The following is an 18,483-nucleotide window of genomic DNA, read 5'->3' on the forward strand; positions in this document are numbered from 1 at the left end:
CAAAACTCTCGCTGGCATCCTTCCCTTTCAGTAGCCACTTCAGGGTGCTATTCAGCTCCATTTCCCCAATTTCTATCACTTTTGCGCGGCTTTTTTACCATTCACTGATTTTGTCAATTTCTTACTTGTACATTTTGTTTTGATTCGTATATTTGAAATCTTTGACAACTGTAAATATCAGTTAAACTGCTCATTATGAGTAGGTTTGCTGGTTTTCTTTTGCAGATGTCGGCGCGCCATCCACGCTAGTTTTTAACCGCTATTGTTCACCCTCTTCCTGACGTTCGGTCTGGCCTTCTAAAGGCTGGGTTGAATGCTATTGAACCATGAAAGTCTCGCCGTTGCAACCGTTTCAAATCGTGTATTCGCTGCTGGATCACGAGTTTCTGGGCTACCTCATTGAGGCATTTGTTGTGCAACGTAATAGCAAAGGCGAACTGACGCTACAAAACCAGACCTTGTCGACCCAAAATGTTGGGGAATTTGCCAAAGGATTGGACGAGCGGGATTTCGAACTGGTTAAACTCATTGATAGTATTCAGCAGGATACCATCGTCAAAAAGTTCAACACCCGAAAGTTGCCCGCCGTTGATTTTTTTCTGAAAATATACGACTCGCAGAAAGGGGATAAGCTGATTCAGGAGGCCATCGGCAGTTACCTGGAAACCATCAAGGCTAAAATTATGGCGCTGCTTCCCGGCAAGCCTTTTTACATTATGGGCAATGATGGCAACCCCGCTTGGGAGTCCATCATTTGGATGCCCGAACCGGCACGGGTGCATTTTCACTTTGTCCGGAACGCCGACTCTACCCATTATTTCCCCATTATCCGCTATCCGGTAGGCCCACGAGAGGGCGGCCCACGAGAGGGCGGCCCGAAAGATGGTAAAGATGGTGGTTCGGTGGATACGGAGCGGGTTGAGTTTCAGTACAAAGATGCGCTCATGATTTGTGATGAACCGGCTTATCTGCTGGTCAATAACCGGCTTTACCACTTCAGTAAGAACGTTGATGGTAAAAAGCTGCGGCCCTTCTTCACGAAAAATCATATTGTCATTCCCCGCAATATTGAGCAGCAGTATTACGAGCGGTTCGTTACGCCCCTGATTGCCTCGTACGATGTATATGCGAAAGGATTCGAGATCCGAACCGAAGCCATGGAGCCGGTGCCCGTCCTGACCGTGGCCGAAATGGTGCAGTCGAGTAAGGCCGTTCCGGTGGCGTTGTTTCAGGATGGAGTTGACGTTATTGACAATGAAGATGTCGGCAATCAGCGGATCATGTTCGATTTGTCGTTTCAATACGGCGATTTCACCTTTCGGTACGATAATTTCGGCGCATCGGCCAACGTAAGTCTGGAAAAGAAGAACGACGAGTATGTCTTCCATAAAATTCGTCGGGACCAGCGGCTGGAACGTTTGAAGCTTACGTTTTTGCGGGAGTCGGGCCTGGATTTACGGCATGGTCGGCTGGCGTTGTCAAAATCCGAAGCGTTTAGCTGGCTGGCCAATAACAATAGCCAGTTAAAGGAGGCCGGTTTTTTACTTCGCCAGGATGCACAGGATACCAAGCGCTACTTTCTGGGCTATTCGAGTATTAACGTATCCATTAAGGAGGGGCGCGACTGGTTCGATATTTACGCCAATGTTCGATTTGGTGAGTTTGAAATTCCATTCCTGAAATTGCGGACGCTCATTCTGAACAAGAAGCATGAGTTTACCCTGCCCAATGGCGAAATAGCCGTAATTCCCGAAGCCTGGTTTACCAAATATTCCGAACTGTTCGGCTTTCTGGAGCACCCAAACGGGATTGATGAAGACGAGCGCCTGGTCCTGCACAAGCACCACCTGGCACTGGTACAGGAACTGGAGCGCGAAAATCTGGCCACGACCATCATCAGCCGGAAGCTTGAACGGCTACGCGATTTTGAGGAGATTGAGTCGTTTCCGTTGCCCACTCGCTTTATGGGTAACCTCCGACCTTACCAGCAGGCGGGCTACGACTGGATGAATTTTCTGCGGCAGTATCGATTTGGCGGGTGTCTGGCCGATGACATGGGCCTTGGTAAAACCGTCATGACACTGGCTATGCTGCAGGGCCAGAAAGAAGCGGGTGTAACTGAGCCAAGTCTGCTGGTAATGCCCACGTCGCTGTTGTATAACTGGGAACTCGAAGCCCGAAAGTTCACCCCCGACCTGCGCGTGATGGTCTATACCGGGACTTACCGCGAGAAGAATACAGCCCAGTTCGACGACTACGACCTTATTCTAACCTCGTACGGAATTGTCCGGATCGATATTGATCTGTTAAGCGATTACCGCTTTAACTACGTCATTCTCGATGAGTCGCAGGCTATTAAAAACCCATCTTCACACATCACCAGAGCCGTTATGCAGCTTAATAATGCATTCCGGCTCATTCTGACGGGTACACCGATCGAGAACAGCACGATGGACCTTTGGTCGCAGATGTCGTTCATCAATCCCGGCTTGCTGGGTAGTCAGTCATTCTTCCGGAATGAGTTTCAGATACCCATTGAAAAGCGGCACGATGAGGCCAGAACCGGCAAACTCTACGGGCTCATCAAGCCATTCATGCTCCGGCGGAACAAGGCGCAGGTAGCCACCGATCTGCCGCCCAAAGTAGAAAGTGTACTCTACTCCGATATGACCCCCGATCAGGCGGCTCAGTATGAAGAAGCCAAGTCGTACTACCGAAACCTGATCTTAGAGCGGATTGAAGAGGAGGGTATTGCCAAATCGCAGATGATTGTGTTACAGGGCCTGACCAAGCTTCGGCAAATTGCCAATCACCCCCGTATGGTCGATGCCGAGTACGAAGGTGACTCAGGTAAGCTGGACGATATGCTGATGCGGCTGGAAAGTGCCATGACAGAAAACCATAAGGTATTGGTGTTCAGTCAATTTATTAAGCACCTTACGGTAGTACGGCAGTACCTCAAAGAGAAAAATATCAAGTACGCTTATCTGGATGGATCGACAGTTGACCGTCAAAGCCAGGTGGAGCTATTCCAAACCGACGATTCGGTGAAATTATTCCTGATCTCTCTGAAGGCCGGTGGTCTGGGGCACAACCTGACGGCTGCTGACTATGTGTTTATTCTGGACCCCTGGTGGAACCCCGCCATCGAAGCGCAGGCCGTTGACCGGGCCCACCGAATTGGTCAGCAGAAAACGGTCTTCACGTACAAATTCATTGCCAAAAACACCGTTGAGGAGAAAATTCTGTCGTTGCAGCGGGCCAAACAACAACTGGCGGGCAGCCTCATAACAACGGAGGAAAATTTTATGAAAGCCCTTACAAAAGAAGATATTATGGTGCTTCTGGAGTAAGCTGATAAAAGAAATAATTTTTTCAGGGAGGATTTTAGCTGATTGTAGTTATTAACCCGGTTATCAACCGTTCACGCTAAAAAACTCAACGTATGAATGCGAAAAGTATCTTAGGTATTATCCTGACGCTGGCTGGTTTAATAGGTCTTATTTACGGGGGTATCGACTTCACCAAAGGGGGCGTTTCTCAGGCGTCCTTCGTTTATGTTATTCTCGGCGGCATCTTTTTCTTCGCCGGTATCGGCCTGGTGAGAAGTACAAGAGTGTAGTTGGTAGGGTGGTGGAGTAGTTCATAGGCAAACAGACTCCACCACTCCACTACGTCAGGTAGACGCCCATCCGCTCTTTATCCGTCAATACAACGTCGACGTGTTCGGTCAGGGTAGTGCTGAGTTCGTAGCCTTTGTAGTCGGCGGCTACCGGGAAACGCGGGTGATTACGGTCAACCAGCACCGCTACCTGTAATTTACGGACGGGTTGGCTCAGGAAGGGCTGTAAGCTGAAGGCCAGCGTACGGCCGGTATACAGAACGTCATCGACAATAATAACGACAGCATCCGTATAACTGGTTACGGGTGGATCAACCGTTACCGTTGGCTGTGCTTCCTGTGTTTTATCGAAATTCAGCTGAAGCAGACTTACTGAAAAAGGAGCAATGGCCCGCAATTCCTGCGCCAATGCCTGCGCCAGTACGTAGCCTTCTCCGGAAATACCCGCCATTAGCAGCGTGGTCTCTTCAAAATTATTTTCGTATACCTGAAAGGCGATTCGCCTGATCTTTTGCTGGATTTGTTCGGCGTTCAGGATAAGCGTTGGCTGCACGGTATTCATAAGCGAATCGTAAAATAAAATGACCCCGCAAAGATGGGGAAAAGGCGCTAAGCAGTGAAATATAGGGGCGGGGTATTTAGTTGGCATAGTTTTCGCCTTTTGTGGTGAAAAGAGAATTATGCTCTCGACAGCTATGAGCCTATTATTTAGTTTTATGTTTAGTTTATTGGTGGGTATATACCCTGCCCTACGACTGGTTGAAGCCGACATCACCCAAACGGTGGGCACCTCCCTGCGAAGTGGCGATGCCGGGCAGTTATCAGCTCGTTTCGCCAAAACAATTGAATTGGTGATTGACACCGAAAAGGTCGACTTTAAGGCTCTCCAGGCCACCCATGCCGAACTGATTTTACGGTCTTTTTTTCGTAAATACCCACCGCATAGTTTTCAGTTCGTATACCGGGGTTCGTCCGATCGGCTGCGATACAGCACCGGCACGTACGAAACCGATGGACAGGTCTATTCTGTATATGTGCTGATACGCCAGACGAACCATCAATACGCCATTAACGCCCTGCACTTTCGGAAAGAGAAGAAAGATTCATGAAAGAGGATGTAGGATGTATTGCTTTCGCGGCCAGCCAGCTATATCCTACGTCTTACATCCTACATCATACATCTTTCTCTTATCTTTGCACTTTCATGTAGAGGTGCTATGATTGTTAAGACAAAAAAATACGCGTTAGACCAAAAAACGTATATTAATATTGCCCTGCGTCAATGGGTAAAAGACAACTGGAAATGGGGATTTGTGCCGCTGGCACTCATTTTACTGAACGTCGTGCTGAGCCTGACGAACATCTATCCGAATTACTGGATCTACATCGTTGTTGTGCTTCTCACCATTCTGTATGTGCTGTTCTGGGCCGTTCAGATTACGGGCATCGCCCAGATGGAACAGAGTAAGGCCTTATTTCAGAAATACATTTATGAAATTGATAGCCGCCAGATTTTGATGCGCATCAACGTCAAAGAAGGCGGTATTCTGAAATGGAGCCAGATCAACGGTGTGTTTAAAGACAAGGATGCCTACATCCTGTTTCTGGACAATGCCGAAGCCATGTCGAATGTAAAGGCCAGTTGGATTGCCAAAACCGTAACCAAAGGACTCGCGAAAGCGCAATTCCTGTATTTGCCCTATAACATCTTTACCAGCGAAAATGACCTGCGCTTCATGGATGCTCTGCTGAAACGCAAGGGGCTGTTGCCAGGCAGTGTCCCCGCCGAACCGGTAAAATAAGGTATATTTTCAATAGAACGGTTCGCCGTTGCTACGGTTCGCTGTTGCAACGGCGAACCGTTTCGTTTTATACAGACAACAGAAGACCCATGACTGCCCATCAATATCTGATACGGATTTTCCTTTTTCTTGTTGCCTTCCCGGCCATTAGTCAAACCCGAAAAAATGTGTCGCTCGATGACGTGTGGGGGCGCAATCAGGGTGTATTCAGCCAGCGTACCGTCGAAGCAGTCAACTGGATGAAGGCCGGTGGTTTTTATACCACTCTCGATGGTGGAAAAATCAGTAAGTTTTCCATTACCACCGGGGCGCCCGTAGAAACCCTTTTCGACGCGCAGCAGGCAACGGTGTCGGGTACGGCAAAACGGGTTAGTGTAGAGGGTTACCAACTATCGGCCGATGAGCGGAAGATGCTGATCACCACCCAGGAGGAGCCCATTTACCGCCGGTCGAGCAAAGCCGATTTCTACGTGTATGACCTTAGCTCAAGCCGCCTGACGCAGGTAAGTAAAGGGGGTAAGCAGCAGTACGCGACCTTCTCGCCCGATGGTAAACGCGTGGCGTTCATGCGGGATAACAACCTGTTTGTCGTCGACCTGATTACTCAGAAGGAAACCAAACTTACTACCGATGGCAAGCTGAACGCCATCATCAACGGTGGTGCCGATTGGGTATATGAAGAAGAGTTTAGTATGGCACGTGCCTTCGAATGGTCGCCGGACAGCAAGCGGCTGGCCTGGATTCGGTTCGACGAAAGCCGCGTACCCGAATACGACATGCAGCTTTGGGGAGGGCTGTATCCGGTAGAATACCGCTTCAAATACCCGAAAGCGGGCGAAGCGAATTCCCGTGTGTCGGTTTGGGTAGCCGATGTGCTCACCGGCAAAAAAGTACAGGCGCAAACGGGCACCGAAACCGATATTTACCTGCCGCGCATCCAGTGGACGAAAAATCCGGGTCTGCTGTCGATTCGGCGGATGAACCGGCTTCAGAACAAACTCGACCTGCTTCACGTAAATGCGGCAACCGGCCAGGCAACGACCGTCCTCACCGAAACAAGTCCTACGTACGTTGACCTGGAGTTTACGGACGACCTGACGTACCTGAATGATGGCAAGTCGTTCATCTGGAGCAGCGAACGCAGCGGCTACAAGCACCTGTATCTGTACAATATGAACGGACAGCTTATTCGGCCCATTACCACCGGTAACTTCGAGGTGTCCAGCGTATCGGGCGTTGATGAAAAAACGGGCACGATCTTTTTCACCTCTACGGAAACCTCCCCGCTCGAACGGCATCTGTACCGCATTGGCGTAGATGGACAGAATAAGCAGCCACTAACTTCGCTGCCGGGTACGTACACGGCCAATTTCAGCCCCGATTTTGCCTATTATTTGCTATACCATACATCGGCAAACGCGCCGGTGCGGGTTAGTCTGCGGGATACTAAAACAACCGGCGACCTTCGGATGCTGGAAGCCAACGAAGCTCTGAAAAGCCGTTTGGCAACCTATACCATTACGCCAAAGCAATTTTTTCAAACCAAAGCGGCCGATAGCTCCCCGCTCAACGCCTGGATGATCCGTCCGGCGAACTTCGACAGTACGGGTGCCAAAAAATACCCGGTTCTCATGTTCGTCTATGGCGGTCCGGGTTCGCAGACGGTAAAAAATGATTGGGACAGCCGCGACTTCTTCTGGTACCAAACCCTGGCGGATAAAGGTTATATCATTGTATCGGTCGATGGACGGGGTACGGGTGCTCGTGGAGCCGCCTTCCGAACGGCCACTTACGCCCAACTCGGCAAGCTCGAAACCGAAGACCAGATGGCCGCTGCCCGAAATCTAAAGACCCTGCCCTATGTTGACCCGGCCCGCGTGGGCATCTGGGGGTGGAGTTACGGCGGGTACATGAGTGCGCTGTGCATGACCCTCGGAGCCGATGTCTTTAAAGCGGGCATCTCCGTGGCCCCCGTTACAAACTGGCGGTTCTACGACACCATTTATACCGAGCGGTACCTCAAACGTCCGCAGGAAAATGCAGCGGGCTACGACGATAATTCGCCCGTTACGCACGCGGCCAAACTGCGCGGCCCGTTTCTACTCGTACACGGCACCGGCGACGATAACGTACATTTCCAGAATTCCATCGCCTTCGAAGATGCGCTCATTGCCGCCGGCAAACAATTTCAGTCCTTCTATTACCCTAACCGGAATCACGGCATTTATGGCGGCAATACCCGCCTTCACCTCTACCAGATGCTGACGGATTTTGTGGAGAAGAATCTGTAGAATAGTTTGCGCCTGAACGACAGACAGGTAATCGGACAATAAAATTAGTAAGCTATTTAAGTGCCAAACAGGCTTGCCAACTGAAGGTCCGCATCCCCGGTCTGGCTCCTCACGAACAGAAGATACAAGAGAAGCCGGGAAGTGACCAGTAGTAGCTCCATCCCTTTTTAGGGCAGGGGTGGGGCTACTACCCATTTGTTCGGGTCTACAACCGGCAATGGATAATCCTGACCGAGTACTACCCCATACGCTTCCTGCTGTTGAGTCGTTAAATTCGAAACGAGGTGTACCTGATCGTTGGGTACCTTGGCCAGTTCGGGGAGCCAGTGTTTCACGTAGTCGCCCTGCTCATCATAACGAAGAGCCTGGCTGAGGATGTTAAAATAGCGCGGCTGTCCGTTGCTGTACTGACGCGGGTCATTGCCGACACCCGCCACGTAGTTCCAGTTGCCCCAATTGCTGCATGGGTCGTAGTCGATAAGTTTACTTTCGAAGTAAGCGGCTCCCCAGGTCCAGTCGAGGCCGAGGTCGTTCACCAGAAAGCTGGCTACATTTTGTCGCCCCCGGTTGCTCATGAAGCCCGTAGCATTCATCTCGCGCATGTTGGCATCAATAAAGGGGATACCCGTCTGGCCTTCGGTCCATTTCTGAAACAGGTTCTCGTCGCGTCCGAAGGTTTTATGAAGGTCATGTTTAATACCGCTCCGTTTGAAGATCCGGGTGCCAAACTTGAGCGCCACAAACCGGAAAAAGTCTCGCCAGAGCAGTTCGAAAACCAGCCAGTAAGTCGAATCGTTACGAACACGCTCGGATTCATAGCGACGAATTTCTTCGAAGACCTGCCGGGGCGACAGGCATCCGGTAGCCAGCCAGGCCGAGAATTTGCTCGAATAGTCGTCGCCCAGCAAGCCGTTTCGGGTTTCTTTATAGGTGGCAATCAGGTCTGTTTGCCAAAGGTACCGGTCGAGTCGGGCGAGTGCTACCGTTTCGCCCCCTTTGAAGGGCACTGCGCCACGGGCATCGGGTTGGTCAACCCGATTCGATTCCGCATCGTCGAACCCAAGTGCCGGTAAGGTTGGAATTTCGCCGGGGTCTATAGCTGGTACAAGGGCGATACGGGTCGGAGTAGCAAACGCTGGCCGGATGATAGCCTTCTTTTCAAGTTGTTGTCTGAACTTGCTGAACACATCGGGCAACTGCGAAATAGTAAACGGTAAGTCCCGTACGTGGTAAAGCGTACTCATCCAGAACAGCTCAAAGTCGATGTTGAGCGGTTTTAACTTCGTACTCAGCCTGGTTTCCTGGGTGGTTTCCTCCTGGGTAATTTCTTTGCTGGCGTACACAGCTGTTGCCCCTATTTCCTTGGCAAGTTCGGCCAGCACATCGGCAGGTTCCCCTACACGTACAATCAGGTCGGCTCCCTGGCTGCGGAGCGACTGGCGCAGGTCGGCTACACTTTCGAGCAGGAAATTAGCCCGGAAGGCCGACATCCGGCGAAACCCCAGCTGCGAATGCCCGGTAAACCAGCGTGGGTCAAACACAAATACAGGAAGCACCTGATCCGCGTTTTCAAGCGCCCGGACAAACCCCTCGTTGTCGTGCAGGCGAAGGTCGTTACGAAACCAGTAGAGGATGCGATTCATGACTAACAGAGAACGGTTGTCTGTTACTAATGGATCACACCCTCTACTGGTTCACTACGCACCAAAATTAGGTCATAAACTAAGCCCGAAGGGATTGACTGTGGATAACCGGGGGTGTAGCCCCCGGCTTTTGCGTGCGGGACTATACCAACCCCCATCGTGGTTGGGGTGGGCCGGTGACCTCCGGGCTACGATCCGAGGGCTGCGCCCCCGGTCATCCATAGTCAACCCTCTTCGGGGTTGGAGGATCATTTGGTGGTGATGGAGACTGTTTTGTTGGGTTTGTCGACGTCCATCCGGGCAATTTTGGTGGTGGGGACAGCCGAAAATTCTTTCGCGCTGACTGGCTTTCCATCAATAAGAAAAACGGCTATATCCTTGAAAGCAGATTCATTTGAGAATGAAGCCCCATCCTCAAACTGAAAATTAATGGGCAGGTTGTATTTCACATTCACAAGCTCGCCATTATGTCTGGCCGGTTTCCAGTTGGGCATGTTTTTTACGACCCGTACCGCTTCCGCGTCAGTGCCATAGCCAATGCCTTTCAGGATTTGTACATCGGAGATCTCGCCTGTTTTTGTGACAACAAAACTGACAAACACCCGTCCATGAACATTCGCCTTCTCTGCGGCTTCGGGATACTTCAGGTTCTTCTCGATGTAGGCTGTAAGACCTGGCATACCTCCCGGAAATTCGGGCTGCTGCTCAACTACGGTAAAGATTTCGCCCTCTACTTTTGCCGCTTTCCGGGCGGAGGCTTCGGCGGTGGTGAGAGCGGTCTGGTCCTGCTCCGATTGAGTACACATGGTCAGCAGGGCGGCCAGGGGCAGAGCGATGACGTAGCCGAGAAGTGCCCGGCGATGGGTTTGCGGTTTTTGTAACATAACGATGCGTTGTTTAAGGGTTGATTTAGAAACAAAGGGTGTTGTCAGGGCGGTCATGGGCACATCGAGTGCATAGGCCACTAGTTGTTGCGCATAGGTGGGTGGAGCGGAAAGTCGATTGTCGGACGTAGAAGGGGCGGCAATCTGCCGAACGGCGGCCTGGTCGGCCAGAAATTCGTGTATTTCCTGAAGGGAGCGTTTGTACAGCCAGAGCACCGGGTTGAACCAGAAGAAAGCCTGTGCCACTTCCAGAAGCAGCACATCGGCGGTGTGGCGCTGGCGGATATGAGCCTCTTCATGACGCATCAGGGCTTCGGGTTGCGTAGCGGCATCAGTCTTGTTAAGGACCAGATAGCGGCCGAACGAGAACGAAGGCGTTTCGTTAGTCGGGAGTATTATGAGCGTATAAGCAGGGGTGCGAATAGCCGTACCGCGCCGGATTAGGCGAACGAGCGAGCCTAAATGGATGCTCATCCGGACCAGCATAATCAGCACACCCAGTCCGTATAGCAGCCATAACCACTGCGACGCGGTGAGGGTATCCGATTGTGGTTGGGGGCTGCCAATGATCAATGTTGGCAAGGTAATGGTGCCCACGGGCAGGGAGTCGCCCGTTCCGGTGGGTAGCTCGACCAGCGGCAGCAGCAGCGAAAGCCCCACCGATATGAGCAGATACGCCCGGTTCATGCCGAAGAATGTATTCCGGCGCAGCAACAGCGCGTAGCAACTGTAGAATAACAGCAGATACAGGCTGGCGGTTAAGAGATAGGGGAGCGTATTCATTTCTTTTTCGTGGTTATAACTACGACACCATGTTTACCTTTTTCGCCGTAAACCGCTGCCGATTCCCCTTTCAGGACCGTGACGTTATCTATCTCATTTTGACTGAGGTGACTGATACCGCTTTTGGCTTCGACACCATCAACTATATACAGCGGATCGCCGGCGGTGAATCCATTACTTCGTATCGTGATGTTTGCGCCGGGCTTTCGGAGCGAATCGGGTAGAGGCATCGCATATCGATTCTGGCTGCCAGCCGACATGGAATTGTCTACTTTTAATCCTCCACTTTTGCTGTTATTCTGAACTACGGACTGCTCCGACCCCGCTTTTATGTCAGACATAACCTGCCCCGTTCGCTTATCTTCGGTTTTCTTTTCGAGCGAAAACTGAATGGGGAGGTTGTACATAACAGACACTGTCTTTCCCTGTTGCTTTCCCGGAATCCAGTTGGGCATTTTACTCACAACGCGTATGGCTTCTTCGTCGCAGCCTCCACCAATGCCCTTCAGAACCCGCAATTCCTGAATAGCGCCGGTTTTGTCGACAATAAACTTTACATAGACCCGGCCCTGTACTTTGTTTTGGCGAGCTTCTGTCGGGTAGCGTAAGTTGCGGGCGAGGTATTGACTTAATGCCTTCATCCCACCCGGGAATTCGGGTACCTGTTCAACAACCATGAAGACTTCATCGCCTGTTTGAGATACCTGTTTTTTAGAGGATGGAGCCGATGTTGGTTCGGAAGCAACTACGTGTGCCTCGTTTAAGTCATTCGATTGAAGAGCTAAAGCAACACCAAGGGCAGTGCGCCCGTTAACAGGTATAACATCTGTTTTGAAGCCAACAAAACTGAACGCTAATGATCCATTTTTAGGGACGTTCGTTAGTGTAAATTCGCCAGTTGCGCTTGTATTCGTTCCTTTTCTTGTGTTCACAATTAAGACGGAAACTCCCGGCAACGGCTTCCCATCCACTGAACTCGTCACTTTTCCCGTCACGGTGATTCCTTCATCCTGAAATGAGTCCACTGCGATCGTGATCTCTTCCCGCGCCGTAGTCATGGCCAGTAGACTAAAAGCCAGTGGAAGTACCAGCGCGTATTTGCCCAGCGCCCAGCGGGTCGTGGCTCTCTGTTGCAGCATAATAATGCGTTGTTTAAGGAGTGACGGATTGAAGAAACTGTTCGTCAGGGTGTCGGGACTGCTCAGGCTTAGGTGCGTACCAAACGAATAGTCGACCAGAAATTGGGCGTATTCCGTTGGTTGGGTAGCGGGCTGGTCGGCCAGGAATTCGTGTACCTGACGCAACAGACGGGCAATGAGCAGCAGCGTCGGATAACCCCAGAATACAGCCTGAACAATACCCAGGCTCAGTACATCGGCGCTATGCCATTGGCGAACATGCACCAGCTCGTGCCGAGTAATCAGCGCATTGTCAGTATCGGCGGGATTCAGGATAACGTAGTTGAAAAATGAGAAGGTCGGGAGGGTCGGGTCGTTGGGTTTTACCACCACATACCCATCCTGTACCTGCCGGGGCGACTGCCGAATCAGCCGCAGCAGCCGCCCGGTCCGGATACCTAACCGTGTCAATAACGTCAGTGCAACGAGTCCATACCCCCACAGCGCGAGTTGCTCCCAATCGGGGCCGGCGTCGGGTTGGAGGGCTTCGACCGTAGCTACCGGGATAGGGGTGATAGGCAGCGCCATAACGCCCACCGGCATTGGAAGCGTTTCCACGGTTTTGGCGGGTAATGTGACTAGTGGCAGGGTCAAGGAGAGAACCACCGAAGCCAGCAGATATGCCCGGTTCAGTCCGAAAAACGTATGCCGACGCAGCAGCATCCAATAACAACTGGCAAACAGCAGGCCATAGAGGTTGGCTTTGAGGAGGTAGTCGAGGGCGTTCATTGATCTTTCTGTTTGTTTAGGAGCTTAATGATTTCGTCGGCTTCAGATAAACTGATGTTTTTATCCTGTACGAAAAATGACACCAGTTTTTTGAGCGAATTATCGAAGTAGTTCGCCATGAGTTGTTCCGTTTGAAAACGCCGGTATTCTTCTTCAGTAATCAGCGGAAAATACTCGTGCGTTTTCCCGTAAGCCCGGTAGCCAACCAACTCCTTCTTTTCCAGAATCCGGATAATGGTCGACACAGTATTGTAGGCCGGTTTGGGTTCGGGCAGTTCGGCAAGAACATCTTTGACAAAGCCTTTCTGAAGCTGCCAAAGCACACGCATAATCTCTTCTTCGGCTTTGGTAAGATCGCGTATCGGCATGATGTACAGTGATTTATTGATTATGAACGAAATGTATGACTAATAGTTTAGTTTTACAACTAATATATTAGTTAAATTTTTGTTGAAACTAAAAAATGCCCTTTCTGACGTCAGAAAGGGCAAGTCGTTGGCGTTGCTGGCGCACTGCTGGCGCGAGTATTTACTCGTGCCAGCAGTGCTCATTTAAATAAAGGGGCGTGAATCTTCCGCAGTGTTTCGATGGGTATTTTAATTACCTCGCGGTCGTAGGTGAGCAGACCGTTTACTTCGCCTTCTACATCCGTCGTTTGGGTATACACAGCTGCCGAAAGAGCCTGCTTCTGATAGTATTCCACGATTTTGGCGTACTTCTTTTGGTAGGCTTTCAGTACTTCATCGGCCGATTGATAGGTCTGGTAGCCCCAGTTGCGCATCTCTGGATTCCAGAGATGGCCTTGTACCGGCCAGCCGATACCGCCAAACTCTCCGATAACCACTACCCGGTCGGTTTTGGGGGCGGGTGCGTTGGGTTCCGGCTCGTAGGTATGAATGTCGTAGAAATCGCCCGCGCCGAGGTCATTCCAGCCGCTGCTGGCGTTCACGGTCCGGCTGGGGTCGAGGGCTTTTACCCAGTCGGCCAGGCGTTTGTTGTCGTACTGGCCCCAGCCTTCGTTATGCACCACCCAGGTTACAATGCTGGGGTGGTTGTGCAGGCGATTCATCATCCGGCGCAGTTCCAGCTCAAACTGTTCTTTGCCCTTCGATCGGCGAATCGGCTCCGACTGATCGCCGGGGGCTTCGTTCTGCCCTTCCAGAAAGCCCGACGGCATGTCTTGCCAGACCAGCATACCCAGTTTGTCGCAGAGGTAATAGTAACGGTCGGGCTCGACTTTAATGTGCTTACGGAGCATGTTGAACCCGGACTTTTTCAGGAAGTCAATTTCAAACGTCATTGCTTCGTCGGAGGGGGGCGTCAGCAAACTGCCGGGCCACCAGCCCTGGTCGAGGGGGCCGTTCTGAAACACAAATTTATTGTTCAGCAGCAAGACCGGCTGGTTAGCGACAGGTGTAGCGACGCCTGGCCCACGACCCATAGCGATCTTCCGCATGGCGAAGTAGCCCGTAACCACATCGAGCGGATTGCCCGTTACGGTAGCGCTGGCAAACGCTTTGTTGAGTGCCTCATCCTGGCGGGGACGTTTGTTGCGGGGTGTATCGCCGAAGGGGTCGGTTACAGTAACCAGTTCCGCTTTGAGGTCGTACAGAAATGGGCTGTCGGGCGACCAGAGTTTGGGATTTTTCAGCGAAAGATAGCCCGTTCGTCCGGCCCGAACCAACGTGGTTGCCACCGTTCGGTTTCCATCCAGTGCCGTCAATCGAATAGCGGTGGTGTAGTTGTTGGCGGGCTTGTCGAGCAGCACATCGACCCGAACGCGCCCCGAATCCAGTTCAGGAGTCAGTTTTACCTCGTCGATGTAAGTTTGTTTCGGCACCGGCTCCATCCAGACCGTTTGCCAGATGCCCGACACGGGCGTGTACCAGATGCCGTTTGGATTCAGCAACTGTTTACCGCGTGGCTGCTCGCCCGTCGATGTTGGGTCGGTTACGCCCAGCACCAGTTGGTTCTGTCCATCTTTCAGGTAGTCGGTAATGTCGAAACTAAACGCATCGGAACCGCCCGTATGCGATCCGGCCAGCCCGCCATTGACCCATAGGCTGCATTCATAATCCACCGCGCCGAATTGGAGCAGCACCCGTTGCCCGGCCCAGTCGGCAGGCAGACTAACCGTCCGGCGATACCACAGGCGCTGATCGGCGGTGAGGGGCTTATTCACTTTCGACACCGTCGACTCAAGGCAGAACGGCACCAGGATCTGCCCCGAAAACTCCGTTGGCTGAGGAGCGGTTTTGGGTGTAATGGCGTACTCCCAAAGACCATTTAAATTCTGCCACTGTTTCCGAACCATTTGCGGGCGCGGATATTCACGCCAGGCGTTCTCCGGTGTAAGCTGTTTCTCCCACCGGCTCATGATCGGGGCAGCACGGGGCGTGTTTTGAACGGATGCCGCGGTTTGGGAATAAGTAAGCGTCGACGCCCAAAGGAGGCCCAGTGGGGTGAGTAAGAATTGGTTGAATCGCATGGGTTATTATAAAGGTTTAGGGTTCTTTTCACCCATTCCCTCCTTGAAAACAGGAGGGAATGGGCCGACGCTTCGGTTTGTAGTGCTGTTAGTTTTAAACCTTACTTACTCAGTTTCCCTTCCAGCATTTTGATGTAATACCCACCTACAACCGAGCGAGCCTGAAAGCCGACCTGTTTCGCGTTGATGGTTTCGTGCCAGTCGGAGAGGGGTACGCGCGTCGGGGTTTCGTTGACGTACTTCCAGACGGGCTTGATGAACGCTTCAAAATCGCGGTCCGATTTGGCGAGCGTGGCCGTCCAGACAATCCAGTCTGACTTAGTGTAAGTCTTACGACTATCGAGCGGGAGCCCGTAGGTGCGCTGCTTGGTCAGGTAATAGGCGATTTCCGTTTGGGGAACTTCTTTTGGGAAGATGTTCAGGTTCAGTAGTTTATCCCATACGAGGTTGTATTTCTGGCTCCAGGTGTCGTTCTGGTTCTCGAACGTCAGATCGTAGTGAGCTTTCTGGTTAAGGGTTTTGTCCATGGCAAGCTGCTGCCATTTGACGGCCATATCCCGCGCCGTTTGCAGGTAGCTTTGACCGGTGGCTTTGTCGCCCAGTTGAGTGGCCATCTTTCCGTAAGCCGCAATGCCCAGAATCGCTTTGACCGATAGGTTGGCATTGCGGGCAATATGACCGGCGAAATCATCCGTACAAAGCTGATTGGCCGGGTCAAAGCCGTCTTTTTTGAGGTACTCAACCCAGGTTGTCAGGGTTTTCCAATGTTGTTTGGCGTAATCTGCGTCCCCTTCGGCTCCGGTAATGGCCCCGGCCAGAATCAGCATGTTACCGCTCTCTTCCACGGGCATATCCTCACCGTAAGTCTGGCCGTTGGCTTGAGGGTACGTTCCGACATCGTGGGCGGCAAACGGCTTTTTCCATCGGCCACTCTCCGAATACTGGAAGATAGGCTCCATCATACCCTTGAGCAAGGCTGGATTATATAGCAGGAAAAGCGGAGCCGAAGGGTAGGTGATATCCACCGTGCCAATGGAGCCGTTCGAAAAATTCTCTTTCGAGAGAAAGAGCAGCTCTCCTTTTGGACCGGCTACGATTTTATGGGCAGCAATGGCTTGCCGGTATGCCAGCGCGCATAGATCCGCGTACTCTTTACCACCGGCCCTTTTCGCGTCGGAATAAAGGCGATTGTCGAATTTTGCACATTTTTCCCGAAGTCGGCCGTAGTCTTTTTCGGCGGTCTGCAAGAGCGAAACCATGGTGGCTTTCTCATCCCGACGCCACCACGGCCGCAGATTTTGCTTAAAATACTGCACCGAATACAAATCGTCGTACCCCAACATCAGATGTTTCTCGGCGGATTTCGACACGTTGCCAAAATCGAGTACGCTGGCAATAGCCACGTCTACGGCGGCTCTTGGCTTGTTGCCCGGTACAGCGGCTTTGGTATCAGTAGGAAGCTGGCCATTCGTCAGGAACGCCTGCTTGAGGCCGGGCGCCATGCCGTTGGCCGTCTGATTGCCCGTTTCCTGCGGAGCAGCCAGGTAAGCATACCCCCAGTCGATGCGTATATTGTCGCCTTTCTTGGCCAGAACGGGCTGTGCCTCGGTACCAACGGTCTGAAAGAGCAGCCCTGGTGCCTGTCCCGCTTTCAGGACAACCTCCTGGCCTATCGTATTCGTTGCCATTGTCCCGGATTCACTCAGGTAAACCTGCACCGAATGCGGCTTGCGGTCCTGCGAACGAACCTCAAAAGTAACATACGTAATCGGGCGTGCGGCCACCTCTACCTCATCAAGCAACAAAGGCGACATGAAATTGACGAGCAGGCTCACTGGCCCAGCAGTAAACTGATAGTCGGTTTGGGTGGCCGATACCGTCACGCCCGTTTGGGTTGCTGCGGTGATCGTTTGGGTTGTGATGGGATTCAGAATCCCGACATCGATGAAGGAACCGCCCCGAGGGCTCACACAATGCACCGCCAGTACATTTTTACCTTTACGAAGCGCTTTCTGACCTGCCGCAGATAGCGGCAGATTAACGTACTCGCTGACATAGTCGGGCCTGTCGAGGATTTTCGTGCCGTTCAGGTAAACGACTACATCATCGTCGTGATTGATGGCCAACAGCAGCTTCGCCGGGTCGGCTTTACCATCGTACGTGAACTCCCGGCGGTAATAAATGCCGTCTTTATCGCTGGTAACCCATTTCGTTTTGGCTTCGGGCGTATCGCCGAAAGGACCTAGTCCCGACTGCCAGCTGCTGGCATTAAAATCGGCTTTCTCCCAGCCGTTAGCGGGCTTCTTCGTCGTGTACTGAGCCGTGTATGACTGGGTTTCGCCGGTTGGCAGAATGGCCTCGTAGTTGGTGGGTACAGCTCCCAGAAACTGATACGCATTACCGTCTACCCGGATAATGCCTTCCAGCGATTGAGGTTTACCGGTCCAGTGCCGCGTGGGCGAATCGGTTAGCTTGTCGGTCATGCTCCAGACGCTGAAATAAGGGTCATGCGTAATGAGCGGGTAGGCGGGTGGACGAAGGTTTTGGGCCGCAAGCTGGCCGCAAAAGAGAGAGTAAAGAAGCGTAATGAAAAGTGCCGAGTTTTTTTGCATTGGAACTAGCTGGTTGGTAGATACACGAAAATCATCCACAACATAAACCAGATGTCGGCAAACCTTTACTTATAGGACGGGAATAATTTGGCACCGTCCGAATTGCCCGGCTGCTTTGCGTCTTGCGGTGATACGCCTTATCGTATAAAGACTGGAGTAGACATTGAGACAAAGCCGTCGCAAAGCGTTATAAGGCGCTTTTTGCAACCGATTGTAATTCATGAAAGACAATTCTGGTACTTACAACGGGTATAGTTTAAGCTTGGTCGGTTGATTGTTCACCTCTTTGGTAGTAAATGGTATATAAATCATTTATTATTAAATTATTCTTTTCGTATTCTTTTGCAATCGGTTGCAAATATGAAAATTATGGGGGACTTTTATCGTCACGGCTCATGGTTATCCTTTCCTGAGCTTACAAAGGGTAGATGAATTGATTATCTGCCTTATT

12 protein-coding genes are annotated in these 18,483 nt (G+C 51.7%); 5 read left to right on the plus strand and 7 right to left on the minus strand.

Annotated elements, in window-relative coordinates; all coding sequences use genetic code 11:
* The first annotated feature begins 326 nt into the window (after window positions 1–326).
* Window positions 327–3,353 carry a DEAD/DEAH box helicase gene (locus tag ACYVJM_RS17135; protein WP_461149448.1) on the plus strand — a complete coding sequence of 1,009 codons (3,027 nt, stop codon included), beginning with the start codon at window positions 327–329 and terminating at the stop codon, window positions 3,351–3,353.
* A 92-nt stretch (window positions 3,354–3,445) separates the two neighbouring features.
* Entirely contained in the window at window positions 3,446–3,622 is a 177-nt protein-coding gene (locus ACYVJM_RS17140; RefSeq protein ID WP_012930624.1) for a hypothetical protein, read from the plus strand.
* A 49-nt stretch (window positions 3,623–3,671) separates the two neighbouring features.
* Here the strand turns inward: ACYVJM_RS17140 and ACYVJM_RS17145 are convergent, their stop codons facing one another.
* The gene (locus ACYVJM_RS17145) at window positions 3,672–4,184 is read right to left on the minus strand and encodes a phosphoribosyltransferase family protein (protein ID WP_461149449.1); all 513 of its coding nucleotides are present in this window, start codon (window positions 4,182–4,184) and stop codon (window positions 3,672–3,674) included.
* Window positions 4,185–4,338: 154 nt separating this feature from the next.
* Here ACYVJM_RS17145 and ACYVJM_RS17150 point away from each other — a divergent pair, with 154 nt between their 5' ends.
* From ACYVJM_RS17150 to ACYVJM_RS17160, 3 genes are all read left to right on the plus strand, one after another.
* A complete protein-coding gene (locus ACYVJM_RS17150; RefSeq protein ID WP_461149450.1) occupies window positions 4,339–4,731 on the plus strand; it encodes a DUF4783 domain-containing protein in 393 nt (130 codons plus the stop codon).
* A 108-nt stretch (window positions 4,732–4,839) separates the two neighbouring features.
* Window positions 4,840–5,424, plus strand: a complete 585-nt coding sequence (locus tag ACYVJM_RS17155; RefSeq protein WP_461149451.1) for a YcxB family protein — start codon at window positions 4,840–4,842, stop codon at window positions 5,422–5,424.
* An 89-nt stretch (window positions 5,425–5,513) separates the two neighbouring features.
* Window positions 5,514–7,715: a S9 family peptidase gene (locus ACYVJM_RS17160; protein WP_461149452.1), complete on the plus strand. Its 2,202-nt coding sequence runs from the start codon at window positions 5,514–5,516 to the stop codon at window positions 7,713–7,715.
* 167 nt (window positions 7,716–7,882) lie between these two features.
* Here the strand turns inward: ACYVJM_RS17160 and ACYVJM_RS17165 are convergent, their stop codons facing one another.
* The 6 genes from ACYVJM_RS17165 to ACYVJM_RS17190 all read right to left on the minus strand — a co-directional run bounded on the left by ACYVJM_RS17165 (window position 7,883) and on the right by ACYVJM_RS17190 (window position 18,032).
* Window positions 7,883–9,358 (minus strand): DASH family cryptochrome, encoded by a 1,476-nt coding sequence (locus ACYVJM_RS17165; RefSeq protein ID WP_461149453.1) that lies wholly within the window; start codon window positions 9,356–9,358, stop codon window positions 7,883–7,885.
* Window positions 9,359–9,606: 248 nt separating this feature from the next.
* Window positions 9,607–11,025, minus strand: coding sequence for a TonB family protein (locus ACYVJM_RS17170; protein WP_461149454.1), 1,419 nt, complete (start codon window positions 11,023–11,025; stop codon window positions 9,607–9,609).
* Window positions 11,022–12,932, minus strand: coding sequence for a TonB family protein (locus ACYVJM_RS17175; protein WP_461149455.1), 1,911 nt, complete (start codon window positions 12,930–12,932; stop codon window positions 11,022–11,024). The genes ACYVJM_RS17170 and ACYVJM_RS17175 overlap by 4 nt, the downstream gene beginning before the upstream one ends.
* Window positions 12,929–13,300, minus strand: coding sequence for a BlaI/MecI/CopY family transcriptional regulator (locus tag ACYVJM_RS17180; RefSeq protein WP_012930632.1), 372 nt, complete (start codon window positions 13,298–13,300; stop codon window positions 12,929–12,931). Before ACYVJM_RS17180 ends, ACYVJM_RS17175 begins: the two co-directional genes overlap by 4 nt.
* A 179-nt stretch (window positions 13,301–13,479) precedes the next feature.
* On the minus strand, window positions 13,480–15,420 hold the full coding sequence (locus tag ACYVJM_RS17185) for a glycoside hydrolase family 2 protein (RefSeq protein WP_461149456.1): 1,941 nt from the start codon (window positions 15,418–15,420) through the stop codon (window positions 13,480–13,482).
* A gap of 101 nt (window positions 15,421–15,521) precedes the next feature.
* Window positions 15,522–18,032 (minus strand): glutaminase family protein, encoded by a 2,511-nt coding sequence (locus ACYVJM_RS17190; RefSeq protein WP_461149457.1) that lies wholly within the window; start codon window positions 18,030–18,032, stop codon window positions 15,522–15,524.
* Between the last annotated feature and the right edge of the window lie 451 nt (window positions 18,033–18,483).

This window comes from Spirosoma pulveris (assembly GCF_054781875.1).

Excerpts from the sequence above, each read along its gene's own strand:
- ACYVJM_RS17160 (WP_461149452.1), top strand. The coding sequence starts at position 5,514 with ATGACTGCCCATCAATATCTGATACGGATTTTCCTTTTTCTTGTTGCC.
- ACYVJM_RS17155 (WP_461149451.1), top strand. The coding sequence starts at position 4,840 with ATGATTGTTAAGACAAAAAAATACGCGTTAGACCAAAAAACGTATATT.
- ACYVJM_RS17145 (WP_461149449.1), bottom strand. The coding sequence starts at position 4,184 with ATGAATACCGTGCAGCCAACGCTTATCCTGAACGCCGAACAAATCCAG.
- ACYVJM_RS17170 (WP_461149454.1), bottom strand. The coding sequence starts at position 11,025 with ATGAATACGCTCCCCTATCTCTTAACCGCCAGCCTGTATCTGCTGTTA.
- ACYVJM_RS17135 (WP_461149448.1), top strand. The coding sequence starts at position 327 with ATGAAAGTCTCGCCGTTGCAACCGTTTCAAATCGTGTATTCGCTGCTG.
- ACYVJM_RS17150 (WP_461149450.1), top strand. The coding sequence starts at position 4,339 with ATGTTTAGTTTATTGGTGGGTATATACCCTGCCCTACGACTGGTTGAA.
- ACYVJM_RS17175 (WP_461149455.1), bottom strand. The coding sequence starts at position 12,932 with ATGAACGCCCTCGACTACCTCCTCAAAGCCAACCTCTATGGCCTGCTG.
- ACYVJM_RS17190 (WP_461149457.1), bottom strand. The coding sequence starts at position 18,032 with ATGCAAAAAAACTCGGCACTTTTCATTACGCTTCTTTACTCTCTCTTT.
- ACYVJM_RS17180 (WP_012930632.1), bottom strand. The coding sequence starts at position 13,300 with ATGCCGATACGCGATCTTACCAAAGCCGAAGAAGAGATTATGCGTGTG.
- ACYVJM_RS17140 (WP_012930624.1), top strand. The coding sequence starts at position 3,446 with ATGAATGCGAAAAGTATCTTAGGTATTATCCTGACGCTGGCTGGTTTA.
- ACYVJM_RS17185 (WP_461149456.1), bottom strand. The coding sequence starts at position 15,420 with ATGCGATTCAACCAATTCTTACTCACCCCACTGGGCCTCCTTTGGGCG.
- ACYVJM_RS17165 (WP_461149453.1), bottom strand. The coding sequence starts at position 9,358 with ATGAATCGCATCCTCTACTGGTTTCGTAACGACCTTCGCCTGCACGAC.